The organism is Achromobacter sp. E1 (genome assembly GCF_037039475.1).
GTDB lineage: Bacteria > Pseudomonadota > Gammaproteobacteria > Burkholderiales > Burkholderiaceae_B > Achromobacter > Achromobacter mucicolens.
The window spans coordinates 5,621,387-5,638,791 of sequence record NZ_CP146253.1; the positions used below are offsets into that span (position 1 = coordinate 5,621,387).

The following is a 17,405-nucleotide window of genomic DNA, read 5'->3' on the forward strand; positions in this document are numbered from 1 at the left end:
AACCGCGCCGCCGCGCTTAAGCCAGGATTGCCGCATGCGATGACATGTCATGCAGTCGACCGTTGCGCAACACATGGCAACGGTGCACCGCGCCCTCGGGCAGGGCCGCGTGCGTGGCCAGCACCACGGTGCGTCCGCGCACCGCGTGTTCCAGGTCGGCAAAGAATGCCGCTTCGGCCGCGCCATCCAATCCCGCGGTCGGCTCGTCCAGCACGATGACCGCGGCGGGCGCCAGCAACGCCCGGGCCAGGCACAGGCGCCGCGCTTGCCCGGCCGACAGCTGCGAGCCGGTTTCGCCAGCCCAGGTGTCCAGGCCATCGGGCAGACCGCGCACGAAATCACCGAGTCTTGCTGCATCCAGCGCCTGCCACAGCGCGCCATCGTCGGCGTCGGGATTGCCGATCAACAGGTTCGTGCGCAGCGTGCCCAGAAACAGGGGCGAATCCTGCGAAAGCAGGACGATCCGCCGGTGCCAGTCGGCCTGCGCACATTCGCGCGCATCGCATCCGCCGAAGCGGACCTGCCCTGCCTGCGGATCTTCAAGCCTTAGGATCAGATGCAGCAGCGTGGATTTCCCCGCGCCGCTTGGGCCCAGGATGGCCACGCGTTCGCCCGGTTCGATTCGCAGGTTGATGTCTTTCAGCACCCGCACGCTATCGCCGGCGGCGCGGGCCGGATAGGCGAAGCCGACACCATCCAGTTCCAGCGCGCCGCTGTGGGGCAAGGGGCGCGGCACCGCCGGATCCTGCATGTCGGGTTCGCATTGCGTGACCTCGCGGATGCGCGCGGCGGCCGACATCGCGGATCCCATCCGCGATGCGCCCCGCATGATCGGACCGGCGACCTCGAAAATGCCGATGACGGCCAGCAGCAAGCCCGCCAGGACGGGGGCTTCGATCCGCCCCGCCTCATGCGCGGCAAGCCCAAACCACAACAGCGCCATCACCGCCACGCCCGCGGCCACCTGCAGGAACCATTGCCCGCGCACCGCCACCCGCGCCTGGCTGCGGCGCGCCTGGGCGCTGGCTTGGCACAGACGCTCGAAATGCGCCAGCGTCTCGGCCTGGGCATTCAGGGCCACCATGTCGGCGTGGCCGTCAACCGCATCCAGCGTGGCGGCGCGTAGCCCCGCCGCGCTTTCCTGCACGGCCGCGCCTGGCTTGCGCGCCGCACGCAGCAGCCACAGGGGCACGATCACGCACGCCGTCAACAGCGCCAGCGCAAAGACCAGCGCCGCCGCGGGGACCCATTGCCCCAGCACAGCGGTCAGCACCGCGCCGGCAACGATGGCGGTGGCCAGCGGCGCCAGCACAAACAGAAAGACCGTATCCAGCGCATCGACGTCGTTCGTCATGCGGGCGACCAGATCGCCGCTGCGATAACGCGCAAGCTGGCGCGGCGTCAGCCGGATCAGCGCCGAAAACACCAAGGCGCGCAGATCCGCCAACAAGCGCAGCGTGGCGGCATGACCGACCACCCGGTCGGCATAGCGCGACACGATCCGCAGGAAGGACAGTCCCCGCACCAGCGCGGACGGCGCAAACAGGTTGAAGACGCTGCCGGCGCCGGCCAGGAACGCGCCCGTCAGGAACCAGCCCGACACGCCCAGCAGTCCCACGCCGGCGGCCACGGTCGCCAGCGCACAGAACAATGCGAGCAAAAGCCCGCCTTTGCGGCGTGCGTATAGCGGCAGGAGCAACAGCAGATTCTTCATGCGTCTTCCACGCCGCCGGCGGCGATGCGCGCTACGCGCGGCAAGCGTGCGGCCACAGCGGGCGCGTGCGTCGCCAGCACCAAGGTGCGGCCAGCGGCAAATTGCAGAATCTCATCCAGCACGCGGGCCTGCGTCGCGTCGTCCAGGTGGGCGGTGGGTTCGTCCAGCAGGATAAGCCCCGGATCGCGCAGGAACAGGCGGGCCAGCGCCACGCGCTGCGCCTGCCCGCCGGACAAGCCGTGGCCGCGGCTGCCCAGCACGGTATCCAATCCTTGCGGCAGGTCCTGCGCGAATTCCAGCACGCAAGCGCGGCGCGCGGCATCCTCGACCTGCGCATCCGTGGCGCCGGGCCGGCCCAGCCGGATGTTGTCGGCGATCGATCCGGCCAGCAATTGCGGCCGCTGGCCGATCAGCGCCACACGCTGGCGCAAGGCGGTCTCGTCCCATTGCGCCAGCGGCAGGCCATCGATGCGAATATCGCCGTCGGCGGGCCGCAGGCGCGCCATGGCCTCGATCAGGGTGGACTTGCCGATACCGCTCGCGCCCATCAGCGCCATGTGCTCGCCGGGCGCGAGCACAAGCGCCGCATCGGCCAGCACTGCGTGGCCGCGGCCCGGCGCCTCGACCCGCAAGCCATCAATGGCAACCGCGGCGCCCTTGCCGGCATGCGCGGGCTTGCCGCCCAAATCGGGCGCTGCTTCGGCCTCGGCTTGCGGCAGGCCATCGAACAGGACGGCAATTTGCGTGACGGCGGCCAGCGCCGTCGCGCGATCGTGATAGTGGGCGGCAAACTGGCGCAGCGGCGCGTAGACCTCGGGCGCCATCAACAGGCAGAACAGCCCGGCCTGCAGCGTCAGCGGCGACCAGCGCATGTCCAGAAATCCCAGGTAAGTCAGGCCGATGTAGACCGCAATGCCCGCCACGCCCAACGCGGCAAAGAATTCCAGTACGGCCGAGGACAGAAACGCGATGCGCAGCACCGACATCGTCCGCTGGCGCAGCGCATCGCTGGCGGCCACGACGGACTGGGCCTCGGCCTGCGCGCGCCCATACAGCTTCAGCGTGGACAGCCCGCGCAACCGGTCCGCAAAAAATCCCGACAGCCGGGCGAATGCGCGCAGGTGGCGGCGGCTGGCGCCTTGCGCGCCCCACCCCACCAGCGCCATGAAGAGCGGAATCAGCGGCGCCGTGATCAGCAGCACCAGACCCGCAATCACGTCGACGGGCAGCAGCACCACCGCGAACGCCACCGGCAGCATCGCGGCCGCAGCCATCGCGGGCAGATACTTCGCAAAGAATCCATCCAGCGCCTCGACCTGGTCGACCACCGCGCTCGCCAGTTCACCCGACGTTTTGCCGCGGCTCCAGTAAGGGCCTTTTTGCACCAGCCGCAGGAACAGCGACTGACGAACGTGGCGCTTGATGCGCTCGGAGGCATCCGCGCCGGCGCGCTCGCCCGCCCAGGCAATGCACGCGCGCAGCAGCATCAGCCCCGCAATACCGGCGATGCCGCCCAGCAGTTCATGCCGCGGCGTGCCACCCACGATCGCCGAGTCCAGCACGCTGGCAAGAAGCCAGGCCTGCACGACGAGCAATGCGCCGCTGACCAGCGGCGCGGCGCCCGCCACGATCAGCGGATACCGCGCCGTTCTGGCCAGTCCCATCAGCCACCGCGACTGTTCGCGCGGCGGCTTCTGCAGGGACGCCGACGGGTCGTGCTCGAGGCTGCTTGCGCCGCCGCTCACTCGACGTCGCGGCTGGCGCGCGGGTCATGGGTCTGACCTTCGCGCAGCTCAAACCACATCGCATTGAGAATGGCGAATGCGCACGCCAGGCCAAGGCCGAGAATCCACGAGAAATACCACATGGACGAGGCTCCTTTATCAGTACGAGTTGGGCGTGTCGCCCACCGAATCATGGGTGACCTTGCCGCGCATGACGCGGTACACCCAACCGGTGTAGACGGTCACGATCGGCAGGAAGATGGCCACTGCAATCACCATGATCCACAGCGTCAGGTGGCTGGACGAGCCGTCCCAGATGGTCAGGCCGGCCTTCGGATTGGTCGAGGACGGCATGATGAACGGAAAGAGCGAGAAGCCCACCGTCAGGATCACGCCGGCAATCGACGCCGAGGACGACAGGAATGCCAGCATGTTGGCGCGCACGGTCAGCAGCAGCGCCGCCAGCACCGCGCCGGCCACGCCCAGCGCGGGCGCGATCCACATCCACGGCCACTTCGCGTAGTTGGCCATCCAGGCGCCGGTCTGCACCGACACGGTCTTTAGCATCGGATCGGACGGCGCGGACATATCGACCGCGCTGGTGATTGCATGACCCGGCACGCCGCCCGCGACCCAGAAGCCGCCGGCCACGAACAGCACTGCCGTCAGCACCGCGCACAGACGGCCCCAGTTGCGAGCGCGCGAGGACACGGGATCATCCGTGCGCCACGCCAGCAGCACCGCGCCATGCATGGCCAGCATCATCACGCTCAGCACGCCTGCAAGCAGGGCGAACGGCATGAACAGCTGGAAGAAGTGCCCTTCGTAGATCGGGCGCAGCGTCACGGCATCGAACGTGAACGGCACGCCCAGCACGATGTTGCCCATCGCCACGCCGAACACCAGCGACGCCACCACACCCGAGAAGCACAGCACGGCGTCCCAGCGATTGCGCCAGCGCGTGCCTTCCATCTTGCTGCGGTACTTGAAGCCCACCGGCCGCAGGATCAGCGCCAGCAGGACCAGCATCATCGCCAGGTAAAAGCCCGAGAACGATGCGGCATAGAGCAAGGGCCACGCGGCAAAGATGGCGCCGCCCGCGGTGATGAGCCAGACCTGATTGCCTTCCCAGACCGGCCCCACCACGTTGATGACGATGCGGCGCTCGGCGTCGGTCTTGGCGACCACCGGCAACAGCGCCGCCACGCCCAGGTCAAAGCCGTCCATGACGGCAAAGCCGATGAGCAAGGCGCCCAGCAGCACCCACCACACCACGCGCAGCGTGCCGTAATCAAAAGGAATTAGGGTATCCATTTGCGTTTCTCCCCTCAGGCGCGCACGGCGGCGTGGACGGGATCGGCGGCGGCATCACCCGGCGCCGGCCCGTCGGATTTCGGTCCGGCCTTGATGGCATGCAGCATGACCTTCACGCCGATGATGAGCAGGATCGTGTACAGCACCAGGAAGATCGACAGGCTGATGACAAGGTCGGTCATGGTCAGGCCCGACGCCGCGTAGTACGTGGGCAGCACGCCTTCGATCACCCAGGGCTGGCGGCCGTACTCGGCGACGAACCAGCCGCTTTCGATGGCGACCCACGGCAGCGGCAGGCTCCACAACGCCACCTTGAGCAGCGCCGGACGCTTGTCCAGGCGGCCGCGCGAGGCAAGCCAGAACGCCACGCCGAAGAACAGGATGAGGTACATGCCCACCGCGACCATGATGCGGAACGCCCAGAAAAGCGGCGCCACGGTCGGCACGGTATCGATCGCGGCTTGCTTGATGTCCGCTTCGGTGACCTTGCTGATGTCGGGCTGATGGCGCTTGACGAGGAGCGCGTAGCCCAGGTCCGGCCAGGTCCTGTCGAACACCATGCGCGCATCCACATCCTTCGGGTTCGCGCGGATCTTCTGCAGGGCCTCGTAGGCCACGATACCGTCGCGGATGCGATTCTCGGCGCGCAGGATCAGGTCATTGATGCCCAGCAGCGGCGTGGTCAGCGAACGCGTGCCGATGATGCCCATGACATAGGGAATCTCGATCGCGAAGTCGTTGCGGCGCTCGGCCTGGTTCGGGATCGCGATCAGGTTGAAGGACGCGGGCGCGGGCTCGGTGTGCCACATGGATTCCATGGCCGCGATCTTCATCTTCTGGTGTTCGGTGGTCAGATAGCCGCTTTCATCGCCCAGCACGACCACCGACAGGGCGCCTGCCAGGCCGAAGCTGGCAGCTACCGCCATCGAGCGCTTGGCAAGGTCGATATGACGGCCGCGCAGCAGATACCACGCACTGATCGACATGACGAACATGGCGCCCGCCACGTAACCGGCGCTGACGGTATGCACGAACTTGGCTTGCGCGACCGGGTTGAAGATGACCGCGGCGAAGTCGGTCATTTCCATGCGCATCGTGTCCGGATTGAAGACCGCGCCGACCGGGTTCTGCATCCAACCGTTGGCGATCAGGATCCACAGGGCCGAGAAGTTCGTGCCGAAGGCCACCAGCCAGGTCACGGCCAGGTGGCTGACCTTGGACATGCGGTTCCAGCCGAAGAAGAACAAGCCGACGAAGGTGGCTTCCAGGAAGAATGCCATCAGCCCTTCAAGGGCCAGCGGCGCGCCGAAGACGTCGCCCACGTAGTGGCTGTAGTAGGACCAGTTCATGCCGAACTGGAACTCCATCACCACGCCCGTGGCCACGCCCAACGCGAAGTTGATACCGAACAGCGTGCCCCAGAACATCGTCATCTTCTTCCAGATGGCGCGTCCGGTCATGACGTACACGCTTTCCATGATGGCCAGCATGAACGACAGGCCAAGCGTGAGCGGGACAAAGATGAAATGGTAGAGCGCAGTCGCGGCGAACTGGAACCGCGAGAGATTCACGACATCGAGATCAATCATGAGGCTGCTCCCAAGGCGTCGACGCGCTGCGGCAACCGGCATGGTTCCCAGGCCGTCTACCGCGCCATGTTAGGGGCGTTGCATACAACTTCATAGAGGTTTCCTGAAAAATCGAGGCGTGATGGGTCAGCCCTTGCCCCGCAATTTGCCGGCGAATCCCAACACCTTCTGAACCTTGGAACCAAGTTTCATGAGGCTTTGCAGGGTTTCGGGCGGCAGCCGTTGAACCTCATCGAACCACCCCGTGGATAGTTCGATGAGCTCCAGCATCTCGGTCATTCGTTGTTGCGCGTAAGCCTCGTCGGGGCCGGACGGCGACTCCAGCAGCGTGTCGCGCAGGAGCGTGAGGGTGGGGTCGACTTCGCGCTTGCGCTTCTCTTCCATGAGGATGCGGAAGATTTCCCAGACGTCCTTGGGGGTCTCGAAGTAGTCGCGGCGGTCGCCCACCTGATGCATCAGCTTGACCAGGCGCCAGGACTGCAGCTCTTTCAGCCCGAGGCTGACGTTCGAGCGCGAAAAGCCCAGGGCCTCGGCGATATCGTCGGCGTTCAGCGGCTGCGGCGCGAGAAACAGCAGCGCGTAGATCTGGCCGACGGTGCGGTTCACGCCCCAACGGCTGCCCATCTCACCAAAGTGCAGGACAAATCGTTCGATCTGGGGGGAAAGCGCCATGAGGATCAGCCAGTAACACAGCGAAGGGCTGCACGACACATGCAGTTACTTCGATTTCAGAAATTTCTGAAATTATCGAACAAACGATGAGAAAGCGCAAACCACACTGCGCTCAGGGGCGAAGGCGCAACCGGGCGCCATTCAGGGCGCGGGCAGGCCAAATTAGCCGCCGGACGTGACAGCCATACAACACGAATCGGGGAATGGCGCCCAGCAAAAACGCCACCGGCCGGTTGGCGGGTGGCGTTGACGGGGGGAAAAAGCGGGGTAACGGCGGGCGCTACCCGGTCCGGGACAGGCCCGCGCGGACGATCAGCCGGCCTTGACGGTCACGGCGGCCGACACGCGCTTGGCCTTGGCGCGGGCGGCAGCAACGTCTTGCGCCACGGCCAGACCCACGCCCATGCGGCGTTTCACGAAGGATTCGGGCTTGCCGAAGAGACGGATGTCCGTGCCGGGCTCGGCAAGCGCCTCGGCCACGCCATGGAACGTCACCGCCCGGGCTTCCACGCCGCCATAGATGACGCTGCTGGCGCCCGGCTGGCGCAGGCTGGGGTCGACCGGCAGCCCCAGCAGCGCGCGCGCGTGCAATTCGAACTCGTTCTGCACCTGGGTAATCATGGTGACCATGCCGGTGTCGTGAGGACGCGGGCTGACCTCGGAGAACCAGACCTGATCGCCCGCCACGAAGAGCTCGACGCCAAAAATGCCCAGTCCGCCCAGCTCGGACGTGACGGCCAGCGCGATGTCGCGCGCACGCTGGAGCGCCGCCGGCGACATGGGGTGCGGCTGCCAGCTTTCGACGTAGTCACCGTCCACCTGTTTGTGGCCGATGGGTTCGCAGTAGCAGGTCTCGACCTGGCCGTCGGCCCCGCGGGCCCGTACGGTCAGAAGCGTGATTTCGTAGTCGAAGCGGATGAACCCCTCGACGATGGCGCGGCCGCCCCCGACCCGTCCCCCTTCCTGGGCGTAGCGCCACGCGGAGGCCACGTCGTCGGCGCTCTTGATGACCGACTGGCCCTTGCCCGACGAGGACATGACCGGCTTGATGACGCAGGGATAGCCGATGCCGCCATCGATGGCCTGGCGCAGCTCGTCCTCGGTGTCGACAAAACGGTAGGGCGAGGTCGGCAGCCCCAGCGTCTCGGCCGCCAGGCGGCGGATGCCTTCGCGATTCATGGTGAGCTGTGCCGCGCGGGCCGTCGGGGTGACCCGCGCCACGCCGGCCGCTTCCAGTTCCACCAGCAAGCTGGTGGCAATGGCCTCGATTTCGGGGACAATAACGTCCGGTTGCTCCGCTTCGATGACCTGCCGCAAGGCCTGCGGGTCGGTCATCGATACCACATGCGCCCGGTGCGCCACCTGATGGCCCGGGGCGTCGGCATACCGATCCACCGCAATGACTTCGACGCCCAGGCGCTGCAGGGCGATGATGACCTCTTTGCCCAGTTCACCGGAACCCAGCAGCATGACGCGGGTGGCCAAGGGGGACAGTGGCGTGCCAAGGACGGGACTGGAAATGCTGGACATGGAGCGGGCCTGGAAGGAAAGTTTGAAAGCCGTTGAAAGACTCGCCAGCATGCCATACGCCCCTGCGCGGGGCAAACTAGCGTACTGCGATTAAAATCCGCCCCATGAACGACCATCCCACCTCTTCGTCCGGCACCGCGCTGGCATCTGCGCGCAGAACACTTCAGATTGAAAGCCAAGGGCTGCAAGACCTGTCCGCCCGGCTGGACGACAGCTTCACGCGTGTCGTTGACCTGCTGCTCGCCTGCCGCGGACGGGTGGTCGTCAGCGGCATCGGAAAAACGGGACACATCGCCCGCAAGATCGCCGCGACGCTGGCCTCCACCGGCACGCCCGCCTTCTTCGTGCATGCGGCCGAGGCCGTCCACGGCGACCTGGGCATGATCACCCGCGACGACGTCCTCATCGCGATCTCCTATTCCGGCTCAGGCTCGGAATTGCTGACGATCCTGCCTGTCGTGCGCCGCATGGGCGCGGGGCTGGTTGCCATCACAGGCAACCCGCAATCCGAACTGGCCCGGCAGGCCGACATTCACCTGGATGCCAGCGTGGCCCAGGAAGCCTGCCCGATGAACCTGGCGCCCACCGCCAGCACGACCGCCGCCCTGGCGCTGGGCGACGCCCTGGCTGTCGCCTGCCTGGAGGCCCGCGGTTTCGGGCCGCAGGACTTTGCCCGCTCGCACCCGGGCGGCGCGCTCGGCCGCCGCCTGCTCACCCACGTGCGCGACGTCATGCGCCAGGGAGACGCCCTGCCTATTGTCATGGCGGGCACCCCGGTATCGCAGGCGCTGGAGGTCATGTCGGCCAAGGGCATGGGCATGACCGTCGTCACCGACGCGCAGCACCGCCCGCAGGGCATCTTCACCGACGGCGACCTGCGCCGTCTCATCGCACGGCACGGCGATATCCGCAGCCTGACCGTCGAGGCGGGCATGACGCGCTCGCCGCGCAGCATCAATCCCGAGGCGCTGGCGGTCGAGGCCGCCCGGCAGATGGACGAACAACGGCTCAATCACATGCTGGTGTTGGACAATGACGGCGCGCTGGTCGGCGCATTGCACATGCACGATCTGATGGCCGCTAAAGTGGTATGACTATGAACCTTTCTGCTTCCGTGAATCACCCGGCCGAAGCGCTGGTGCTTGCCCGTATCCCTGCCATCGTGCGCGAACGCGCCGCGGCCGTGCGCCTGATGGTTTTCGACGTGGACGGCGTGCTGACCGACGGCAGCCTCTATTACGGCGAAGGCGGCGAACTGCAAAAGCGCTTCCACGCGCTGGACGGCCACGGGCTGCGGCTGCTGATGGAAGGCGGCCTGAAAGTGGCGCTGATCACCGGACGTTCCGGCCCCATCGTCGCCCGCCGCGCCGCGGAACTGGGCATCGCCGAAGTCATCCAGGGCGTGCGCGACAAGGGCAGCGCCCTGACCGAACTTGCGCAGCGCTGCGGTGTCCAACTGAATCAAACCGGCTACATGGGCGATGACATCATCGACCTGCCGGCCTTGCAGCGCGCCGGTTTCGCGGCCAGCGTGCCCAACGCTCCCGGCTACGTCAGCCAGGCGGCCCACTGGGTTTCCACCCTGCCCGGCGGAAGCGGGGCCGTACGCGAATGCTGCGATCTCCTCTTGGCCTCGCAAGGCCGCCTGGGCGCATTCCTGGCTTCGCCGGGCCTGCTCGGCCCCGGAGCCATCCAGTGATCGCCCCGTTAACGAATACGCCCTCGCGGCGCACCCGATGAAAGAACGTTTTCCCTCACTGATCGCGCTGTTCCTGCTGCTGGTGCTGGTCACCAGCTCGTGGTGGGCGGCCGATTACGCGCAGCGCGCCATCCAGGTGGACCCGCCGCGCCGCGTCACCCACGAAATGGACGCATGGTCGCGCGAATTCGTGATGCTGCGCACCGATCCCACGGGCAAGCCCATCAATCGCCTGGAAGGCGACTACATGGAGCACTTTCCCGACGACGATTCGTATCACGTCACCGCACCGCGCGCGGTGGGCCAGCGCGAGACCAATCCGATCACGGTCGCGGTTTCAAAGACGGCCGTGATGGAACAGGGCGGCAAGCGGATCGTCATGCAGGGCGATGCCCACGTGCTGCGCCAGCCCGATGCCGAAAACGACATGCTGGACGTGCGCAGCCAGCAACTCATCATCCTGCCCGATGACGACGTGGTCTTCACCGACCTGCCCGCCACGGTCCTGAAGGGCCGCTCGCGCATGCAGGGCACGGGCATGCACTACAACAACAAGACTCGCCAATTGCAGGTGTCGGCGTCGACCGACGTGGAAATTGCCGGTTCGGAAGGCAGGCAGCAGCGCCGCACCGAAATTCCTGCCAACAACTCTAACCAGAAAAAACCATGACCGACCTTCGGACCCTCTTCGCCCCGACGACCCGCCTGATGGGCGCCGTGCTGTTGACGGCTTGCGCGTTTGCGCCGGCCCATGCCGCGGACCCGAAGGCGGCAACCCCCGCTGAAGAGCCCAGCACGCTGATCCTGTCGGACACGCTGCACTACGACGACGTGAAGAAACAAAGCGTGTTCACCGGCAACGTCAACATGACGCGCGGCCTGATGACGCTGACGTCCGACACGCTGCAGATGAACGAGGACGCGCAGGGCAACCAATACGGCACGGCCACCGCCAACAAGGGCAAGGTCGTCACCATCCGCCAGGAACGCCCCGAGAACTTCGAACTCATCGAAGGCAAGGGCCTGCGCGCCGAATACGACGGCACCAACAGCACGTTCGACCTGATCGGCCAGGCCATCGTGACCCGCTACGTCTGTGGGAAACCGTTCGATACCATTCGCGGCGAACGGGTACGCTACAACGAGAAGTCCGGCACGTACGAAGCGCAAGGCGGCCCGAATTCCGCCGCGGCCGGCGGACGCGTGCGTTCCTTGGCCGAACCGCGCGCCAAGCTGGACGCCGCCGTCGCCGAATGCCGCAAGCAGCAGGCAGCCAAGAAAGGGCGCTGAAGCGCTTCCCATGCAACACCAATCGCAGCCACGATGAACCAACCTTCAGTGCCGACCCCCGTGACCTCCGCCCCTTCGGGCGTCAAGCAGGGCAGCCTGCGCGCAACCGGACTGCGCAAGACCTACAACGGCCGCACCGTGGTGCAGGATGTGTCCCTGTCCGTGGTCAGCGGCGAAGTCGTGGGCCTGCTGGGCCCCAACGGCGCCGGCAAGACCACCAGCTTCTACATGATCGTCGGCTTGGTGCCGGCGGACGCGGGCCGCATCGAAATCGACGGCGCCGCCATCACGGCGATGCCCATCCACAAGCGCGCGCGCATGGGCCTGTCGTACCTGCCGCAGGACGCTTCCGTGTTCCGCCGCCTGACGGTCGAACAGAACATCCGCGCCGTGCTGGAATTGCAGGTGGGTCCGGACGGCCGTCCGTTGTCGACGCCCAAGATCAACGAACAGATGGAGTCGCTGCTCGAAGAACTGCAGATCGGCCACATCCGCAGCAACGCCGCGATTTCGCTGTCGGGCGGCGAACGCCGCCGCGTGGAAATTGCGCGCGCGCTGGCGACCAGCCCGCGCTTCATCCTGCTGGACGAACCGTTTGCCGGCGTGGACCCGATCGCGGTCATCGAGATCCAGCGCATCGTGCGCTTCCTGAAGGGCCGCGGCATCGGCGTGCTGATCACCGACCATAACGTGCGTGAAACCCTGGGCATCTGCGACCGCGCCTACATCATCAGCGAAGGCAAGGTGCTGACCGACGGCCACCCCGAGGAAATCGTGGGCGACCCCGCCGTTCGCCGCGTGTATCTGGGCGAACACTTCCGGATGTAACCCCATGCTGAAAGACCCCGTAACGCCTGGGAAAGAAGGGCCATACGCCCTAGGGGCTCAGCCATAAAATTGCCATGAACTTGCGGTAGGTCAGCTTGTTTTATCGGCCCGAGTCTATACACTAGTACTAAACGAACCTGCTTATTGAAGGAGAACGCCTAACGACTTCACCGCGCCTTTTGCGCACCTTTTTCCTCTTTTAGAAGGAGAGCACACTATGAACCTGAGCATCTGCGGTCGTCACCTCGACGTCACCCCGGCCATCCGGGAATATGTCATGAACAAACTGGCGCGAGTGCTGCGGCATTTCGATCACGTCATCGATACCCAGGTCATGCTCTCAGTAGAGCCCCTGCGGCATAGAGCCGAAATCACCATGCGACTGAGCGGCAAGGACATTCATTGTGAAGCAACCGATGAAAACCTCTATGCAGCCATCGACCTTCTTGCTGACAAAGTCGACCGTCAGGTCATCAAGCACAAGGACAAGGTAAGAAGTCATTCAGCAGAGTCCGTGAAGCGGCAAGCGGCGACCCTCTCGCCACCCCAGCAGTAACGCGCTTCATGACCGCTCACCTGAGCGACTAGCCGTACAGGGATCCCAGGATCCTGCCTAAGTCCCGGTGTCCCGCTAGACCTTGCGTCCAGCCGGGGCATCGGCAAAGTCCCCTCCCCCCTCGTGTTTCATCCCGCTGGCGCCCGCCGGCCGATTGGCGCTTTACTTGGCTTTTGCCGGGCGCGCGCCGCGCCGTGATGATCGCCACCCCCAGAATGCCCACAACGCGCCGCGATCAGACTATGCTGTCGCTCTTGTGCCCCGATCGCTTCCGGTCGTCCGAAACGTCCGGGGTGGTTGATTGTTGCAGTGCGTCATATAACCCTATAATGCCCTGATGAATCATTTGTCGCGCATCCTCCCCGCCGGCAACGTCGTGCTCGATATGCTCGCCACGAGCAAGAAACGTGCGTTCGAACAGGCCGGTCTGCTTTTTGAAAACAACAATGGCTTGGCACGCGCGCTCGTGTTCGACAGCCTTTTTGCCCGTGAGCGTCTGGGGTCAACCGCCCTCGGTCAGGGCGTGGCCGTGCCGCACGGCCGCGTGAAAGGTCTGGAACAAGCGCTGGCGGCATTCATCCGCCTTGCCCAGCCCATCACGTTCGACGCGCCCGACGGTCAACCCGTGTCGATGCTGCTGTGCTTGCTGGTGCCTGAAACGGCCACGCAGCAGCACCTGGACATCCTGGCCGAACTCGCCCAGCTCATGTCCAACAAGGCATTGCGCGAGGCGCTGGCCACCGAGCCCGACCCGGCCATCGTGCACAGAATGCTCACGACCGGCCAACTCTGATCCCACGCGGAATCGCTGCCATGCTCACGGTGCAGGAACTCGTCGACGACAACGCCGACAAAATCCCTTTTAACTGGATCTCGGGCCAAGGCGCGGCGGACCGCGCGATTCCCGATGACGGCATGGCGGCCGCCGACCTGGTCGGCCACTTGAACCTGATCCACCCGTCTCGCATCCAGGTGTTTGGCCAGGAAGAGCTGGCGTATTACACGCGCTTCGACCTGCGCCGCCGCATGCACCACATGGACGAGCTGCTAATCGGCGGCGTGCCTGCGATTCTGCTGGCCGATGGCCTGACGCCGCCGCAAGACCTCGTCGACCAATGCGACCAGCACCAGGTACCGCTGCTGTCCACGCCGGTCGCGGCCGCGCAACTGATCGACCTCTTGCGCATCTATCTGGGCAAGAAGCTGGCGCCCACCACCACGGTGCACGGCGTGTTCCTGGACGTGCTGGGACTAGGCGTGCTGATCACGGGCGAATCGGGTCTGGGCAAGAGCGAACTGGCGCTGGAACTGATCTCGCGCGGCCACGGCCTGGTGGCCGACGACGCAGTCGAGTTCTCGCGCACCGCGCCCAACATGATCGAAGGCCACTGTCCGCAATTGCTGCAGAACCTGCTGGAAGTCCGCGGCCTGGGTCTGCTCGACATCCGCACCATCTTTGGCGAAACCTCGGTGCGCCGCAAGATGCGGCTCAAGCTCATCGTTCACCTGGTGCGTGCCACCGCGCAGGACAAGTTCGAACGCCTGCCGCTGCAAGACATCACGCAGGACATGCTGGGTCTGCCCGTGCGCAAGGTGATGCTGCAGGTGGCCGCGGGCCGCAACCTGGCCGTGCTGGTCGAGGCGGCCGTGCGCAACACCATCCTGAAATTGCGCGGCATCGACACGCTGGGCGAATTCATGGAACGCCAGGCCATGGCGATCCTCCAAAGCAGCAAATGAGCACGCGTCGTCGCCCTGCGGCATCGTGAGCCTCTACGAGACCCTGGCCGACGAGATCGCCACGTCGATCGCAAGCGGCGTGCTGCGCGCCGGCGACAAGCTGCCCTCCGTGCGCGACGCGTGTGCCGCGCGCGGCGTCAGCCCCTCGACGGTTTTCCAGGCCTACTACCTGCTTGAAGCACGCGGTCTCATCCGCGCGCAGCCGCGCTCGGGCTACTACGTCAACGCCCCCGCCGAATCACTGCCGCCCGAACCCGGCGCCTCATGCCCCGATGGTGAATCGACCGAACTGGCGATCAGCGAACGGATCTTCGACATCCTGGGCTCGGTGCGCAATCGCGATGTCACCCCGCTGGGCTCGGCCTTCCCCTCGCCGCTGCTCTTTCCGCTGCCGCGCCTGGCGCAGGCGATGGCCACGCATCTGAAGCGCCAGGACCCGCGCGACACCGTTGAAGATCTGGCGCCCGGCAATCCGCGCCTGCGCCGGCAGATCGCGCTGCGCTACCTGATCGGCGGCATCAACCTGCCCGCCACCGACATCGTCGTCACGAATGGCGCGCTCGAAGCCTTAAATCTCTGCCTGCAGGCGGTCACGCAGCCGGGCGATACCGTCATGGTGGAAGCGCCGACGTTCTACGGCGCCTTGCAGGCGCTGGAACGCCTTGGGCTGAAAGCGCTGGAAGTGCCGACGCATCCGCGCACCGGCATCGACCTGGACGCGATGCAGGCGGCCATCCTGCGCCACGCGCCGCGCGCCTGCTGGCTGATGACGCAATTCCAGAATCCGCTGGGCTGCCTGATGCCCGACAACAACAAGCGCCGGCTCGTCGAACTGCTTGCCCGGCACGACATTCCGCTGATCGAAGACGACGTCTACGGCGAGCTCTACTTCGGCGCGACGCGGCCCGTTCCCGCCAAGGCCTACGACACGCGCGGGCTGGTGCTGCACTGCTCGTCGTTTTCGAAATGCCTTGCGCCCGGCTACCGCATCGGCTGGGCCAGCGCTGGGCGCTACGCCCACCAGGTGCAACGGCTGAAACTGTCATCGACGCTGTCGGCGTCCGGCCCCGCGCAGGGCGCGATTGCCGAATACTTGGAACAAGGCGGCTACGACCGGCATCTGCGCCGGTTGCGGCAGACCTTGCAGGCGCAGCAGGAGCGCATGGCCGACGCGATCGCGCAGGCCTTTCCTGCCGGCACCCGCGTGACGCGGCCGCAGGGCGGATTCTTCCTATGGCTGGAACTGCCCGCCGCCGTGGATGCGCTGTCGCTGCACCGCCAGGCGCTGGCGCGCGGCATCAGCGTGGCGCCTGGCCCGATCTTCTCTGCCAGCGGCCAATTTGACAGCGCGCTACGCCTGAACTACGGGCACCCGTGGGACGCAAGCACCGAAGCGGCGATCCGCACGCTGGGCGACCTGGCGCGCGAAGCCTGCCGCGCGGCCACCGCCGGGCGCTAGTTCAACGTCGACGACGCCCGCGCGCGCTTGACCTCCAGACCGCTCACCGCGCCCGCGTCGTTCCCCCAGCTGTTGCGGATGTAGGTCACCAGCATCGAGATGTCGTTGTCGTTGAGCACCTGGCCGAACGGCGGCATGCCGTGCGGACGCGGGTTTGCGGCCGTGGCCGGAGCGTAGCCGCCGTCGAGCACCATGCGGATGGCGTTCACCGGCGATGGCGCGGTCACCGTGGGATTGCCGGCCAGCGCGGGCCATGCCGTGCCGCTGCCTTTGCCGTCGGCCTGGTGGCATTGCGCGCATTGCTGGCGGTAGAGCTTGCCGCCCAGTTCCATGGCCGCGGGCGCGGGGATGGCGGCGCGCGCATCGGTCGCGGGCGGCGTGGCGGGCAACGTCTTTAAATACGTGCCGATGGCAAGGGCGTCGTCGTCGGTCAGGTGCTGGGTGCTGCCCAGCACGACTTCGGCCATGGGTCCGCTGACCGTCGAATGCGCCGAAATGCCGGTCTTGAGCAGCGCGGCAATGTCCTGCGCGGACCAGCGCCCCATGCCGGCCTGCATGTCGTTCGTGAGCGGCGGCGCGTACCAATCCAGCACCGGAATCACGCCCCCCGCCAGCGCGTCGCGGGTGCGCGTGGCGCCCAGGCTGTTACGCGGCGTATGGCAGGCCGCGCAATGCCCCAGCCCTTCGACCAGATACCGGCCGCGATTCCATTGGACCGACTGGCCGGGATCGGGCGCTTGCACGCCAGGCTTGAAGTACAGCGCGCGCCACGCCGCCAGCAGCGCGCGTTGGTCGTACGGGAAATTCATGTCGGGCGGACGGTTCGCCTGCTTGACGGGCGACACGCTGCGCAGATAGGCAAAGAGCGCGTCGGCGTCGCTGCGGTTGACCCGCGTGTACTCGGTGTACGGGAACGCTGGATACAGCAAGGTGCCGTCCTTTGATTTGCCGTTGTGCAGCGCCTGCCAGAAGTCGTCGGCCGTCCATGCGCCGATGCCGGTATCCGGATCGGGCGTGATGTTCGGGCCGTAGACCGTGCCGAACGGCGTGGGAATGGGCGTGCCGCCCGCAAACGTCTTGCCCCCCTGGCTGGTGTGGCAGGCCATGCAGTTGCCGGCCAGCGCCAGATAGCGGCCGCGTTCGATCAGCGTGGCGCCCTCGGCTGCCGCGGCAGTGGGCCCGGTGCTGGCATCGTCACGCGTGCCCAGCCAATACAACCCGCCAACGGCCGCCACGGCCACCAGCAACAGGACACCCAGCACTCTTTTCATCAGCGTCATTCGCGGCCCC

General features: G+C 66.3%; 17 protein-coding genes. 9 read left to right on the forward strand and 8 right to left on the reverse strand.

Translation table 11 applies throughout. The features are described 5' to 3' along the window. Positions 1-16: 16 nt before the first annotated feature. The 7 genes from cydC to purT all read right to left on the reverse strand — a co-directional run bounded on the left by cydC (position 17) and on the right by purT (position 8,543). Positions 17-1,714: a thiol reductant ABC exporter subunit CydC gene (gene cydC / locus V6V88_RS25915; protein ID WP_280003797.1), complete on the reverse strand. Its 1,698-nt coding sequence runs from the start codon at positions 1,712-1,714 to the stop codon at positions 17-19. Then, complete coding sequence (gene cydD / locus V6V88_RS25920; protein WP_223576572.1) at positions 1,711-3,378, reverse strand: thiol reductant ABC exporter subunit CydD; 1,668 nt, start codon at positions 3,376-3,378, stop codon at positions 1,711-1,713. The genes cydC and cydD overlap by 4 nt, the downstream gene beginning before the upstream one ends. Positions 3,379-3,455: 77 nt before the next feature. Continuing rightward, a complete protein-coding gene (cydX, locus tag V6V88_RS25925) occupies positions 3,456-3,581 on the reverse strand; it encodes a cytochrome bd-I oxidase subunit CydX (protein ID WP_056319618.1) in 126 nt (41 codons plus the stop codon). A gap of 16 nt (positions 3,582-3,597) precedes the next feature. Then, on the reverse strand, positions 3,598-4,752 hold the full coding sequence (gene cydB, locus V6V88_RS25930) for a cytochrome d ubiquinol oxidase subunit II (RefSeq protein ID WP_056319614.1): 1,155 nt from the start codon (positions 4,750-4,752) through the stop codon (positions 3,598-3,600). Between the two features lie 14 nt (positions 4,753-4,766). Then, entirely contained in the window at positions 4,767-6,341 is a 1,575-nt protein-coding gene (locus tag V6V88_RS25935; protein WP_063952111.1) for a cytochrome ubiquinol oxidase subunit I, read from the reverse strand. A gap of 126 nt (positions 6,342-6,467) precedes the next feature. After that, complete coding sequence (locus tag V6V88_RS25940) at positions 6,468-7,013, reverse strand: GbsR/MarR family transcriptional regulator (RefSeq protein WP_056319609.1); 546 nt, start codon at positions 7,011-7,013, stop codon at positions 6,468-6,470. Positions 7,014-7,325: 312 nt separating this feature from the next. Beyond that, positions 7,326-8,543 (reverse strand): formate-dependent phosphoribosylglycinamide formyltransferase, encoded by a 1,218-nt coding sequence (gene purT / locus V6V88_RS25945; protein WP_217618572.1) that lies wholly within the window; start codon positions 8,541-8,543, stop codon positions 7,326-7,328. A 104-nt stretch (positions 8,544-8,647) separates the two neighbouring features. On the opposite strand from purT, the gene V6V88_RS25950 reads away from it, so the two are divergent. The 9 genes from V6V88_RS25950 (at position 8,648) to V6V88_RS25990 (ending at position 16,115) form a co-directional block, all read left to right on the forward strand. Further along, positions 8,648-9,637, forward strand: a complete 990-nt coding sequence (locus tag V6V88_RS25950) for a KpsF/GutQ family sugar-phosphate isomerase (RefSeq protein WP_062838940.1) — start codon at positions 8,648-8,650, stop codon at positions 9,635-9,637. Further along, positions 9,634-10,242 (forward strand): HAD family hydrolase, encoded by a 609-nt coding sequence (locus tag V6V88_RS25955; protein WP_271263764.1) that lies wholly within the window; start codon positions 9,634-9,636, stop codon positions 10,240-10,242. Before V6V88_RS25950 ends, V6V88_RS25955 begins: the two co-directional genes overlap by 4 nt. A 37-nt stretch (positions 10,243-10,279) precedes the next feature. Next, the gene (gene lptC, locus V6V88_RS25960; RefSeq protein ID WP_056319599.1) at positions 10,280-10,912 is read left to right on the forward strand and encodes an LPS export ABC transporter periplasmic protein LptC; all 633 of its coding nucleotides are present in this window, start codon (positions 10,280-10,282) and stop codon (positions 10,910-10,912) included. Positions 10,913-10,950: 38 nt separating this feature from the next. Next, positions 10,951-11,532, forward strand: a complete 582-nt coding sequence (gene lptA, locus V6V88_RS25965) for a lipopolysaccharide transport periplasmic protein LptA (protein WP_223576573.1) — start codon at positions 10,951-10,953, stop codon at positions 11,530-11,532. 33 nt (positions 11,533-11,565) lie between these two features. Then, positions 11,566-12,360: an LPS export ABC transporter ATP-binding protein gene (lptB, locus tag V6V88_RS25970; RefSeq protein ID WP_062838938.1), complete on the forward strand. Its 795-nt coding sequence runs from the start codon at positions 11,566-11,568 to the stop codon at positions 12,358-12,360. A gap of 217 nt (positions 12,361-12,577) precedes the next feature. Continuing rightward, complete coding sequence (gene raiA, locus V6V88_RS25975; RefSeq protein WP_056319592.1) at positions 12,578-12,916, forward strand: ribosome-associated translation inhibitor RaiA; 339 nt, start codon at positions 12,578-12,580, stop codon at positions 12,914-12,916. A gap of 337 nt (positions 12,917-13,253) precedes the next feature. Continuing rightward, positions 13,254-13,709 (forward strand): PTS sugar transporter subunit IIA, encoded by a 456-nt coding sequence (locus V6V88_RS25980; RefSeq protein ID WP_056319588.1) that lies wholly within the window; start codon positions 13,254-13,256, stop codon positions 13,707-13,709. Between the two features lie 20 nt (positions 13,710-13,729). After that, positions 13,730-14,656: an HPr(Ser) kinase/phosphatase gene (hprK, locus tag V6V88_RS25985; RefSeq protein WP_006216298.1), complete on the forward strand. Its 927-nt coding sequence runs from the start codon at positions 13,730-13,732 to the stop codon at positions 14,654-14,656. A gap of 25 nt (positions 14,657-14,681) precedes the next feature. Further along, entirely contained in the window at positions 14,682-16,115 is a 1,434-nt protein-coding gene (locus V6V88_RS25990) for a PLP-dependent aminotransferase family protein (protein ID WP_338616990.1), read from the forward strand. On the opposite strand, the gene V6V88_RS25995 is transcribed toward V6V88_RS25990, so the two are convergent. Next, on the reverse strand, positions 16,112-17,395 hold the full coding sequence (locus V6V88_RS25995; protein ID WP_062838936.1) for a cytochrome c: 1,284 nt from the start codon (positions 17,393-17,395) through the stop codon (positions 16,112-16,114). The two genes, V6V88_RS25990 and V6V88_RS25995, sit on opposite strands and share 4 nt — an antisense overlap. Positions 17,396-17,405: the final 10 nt, after the last annotated feature.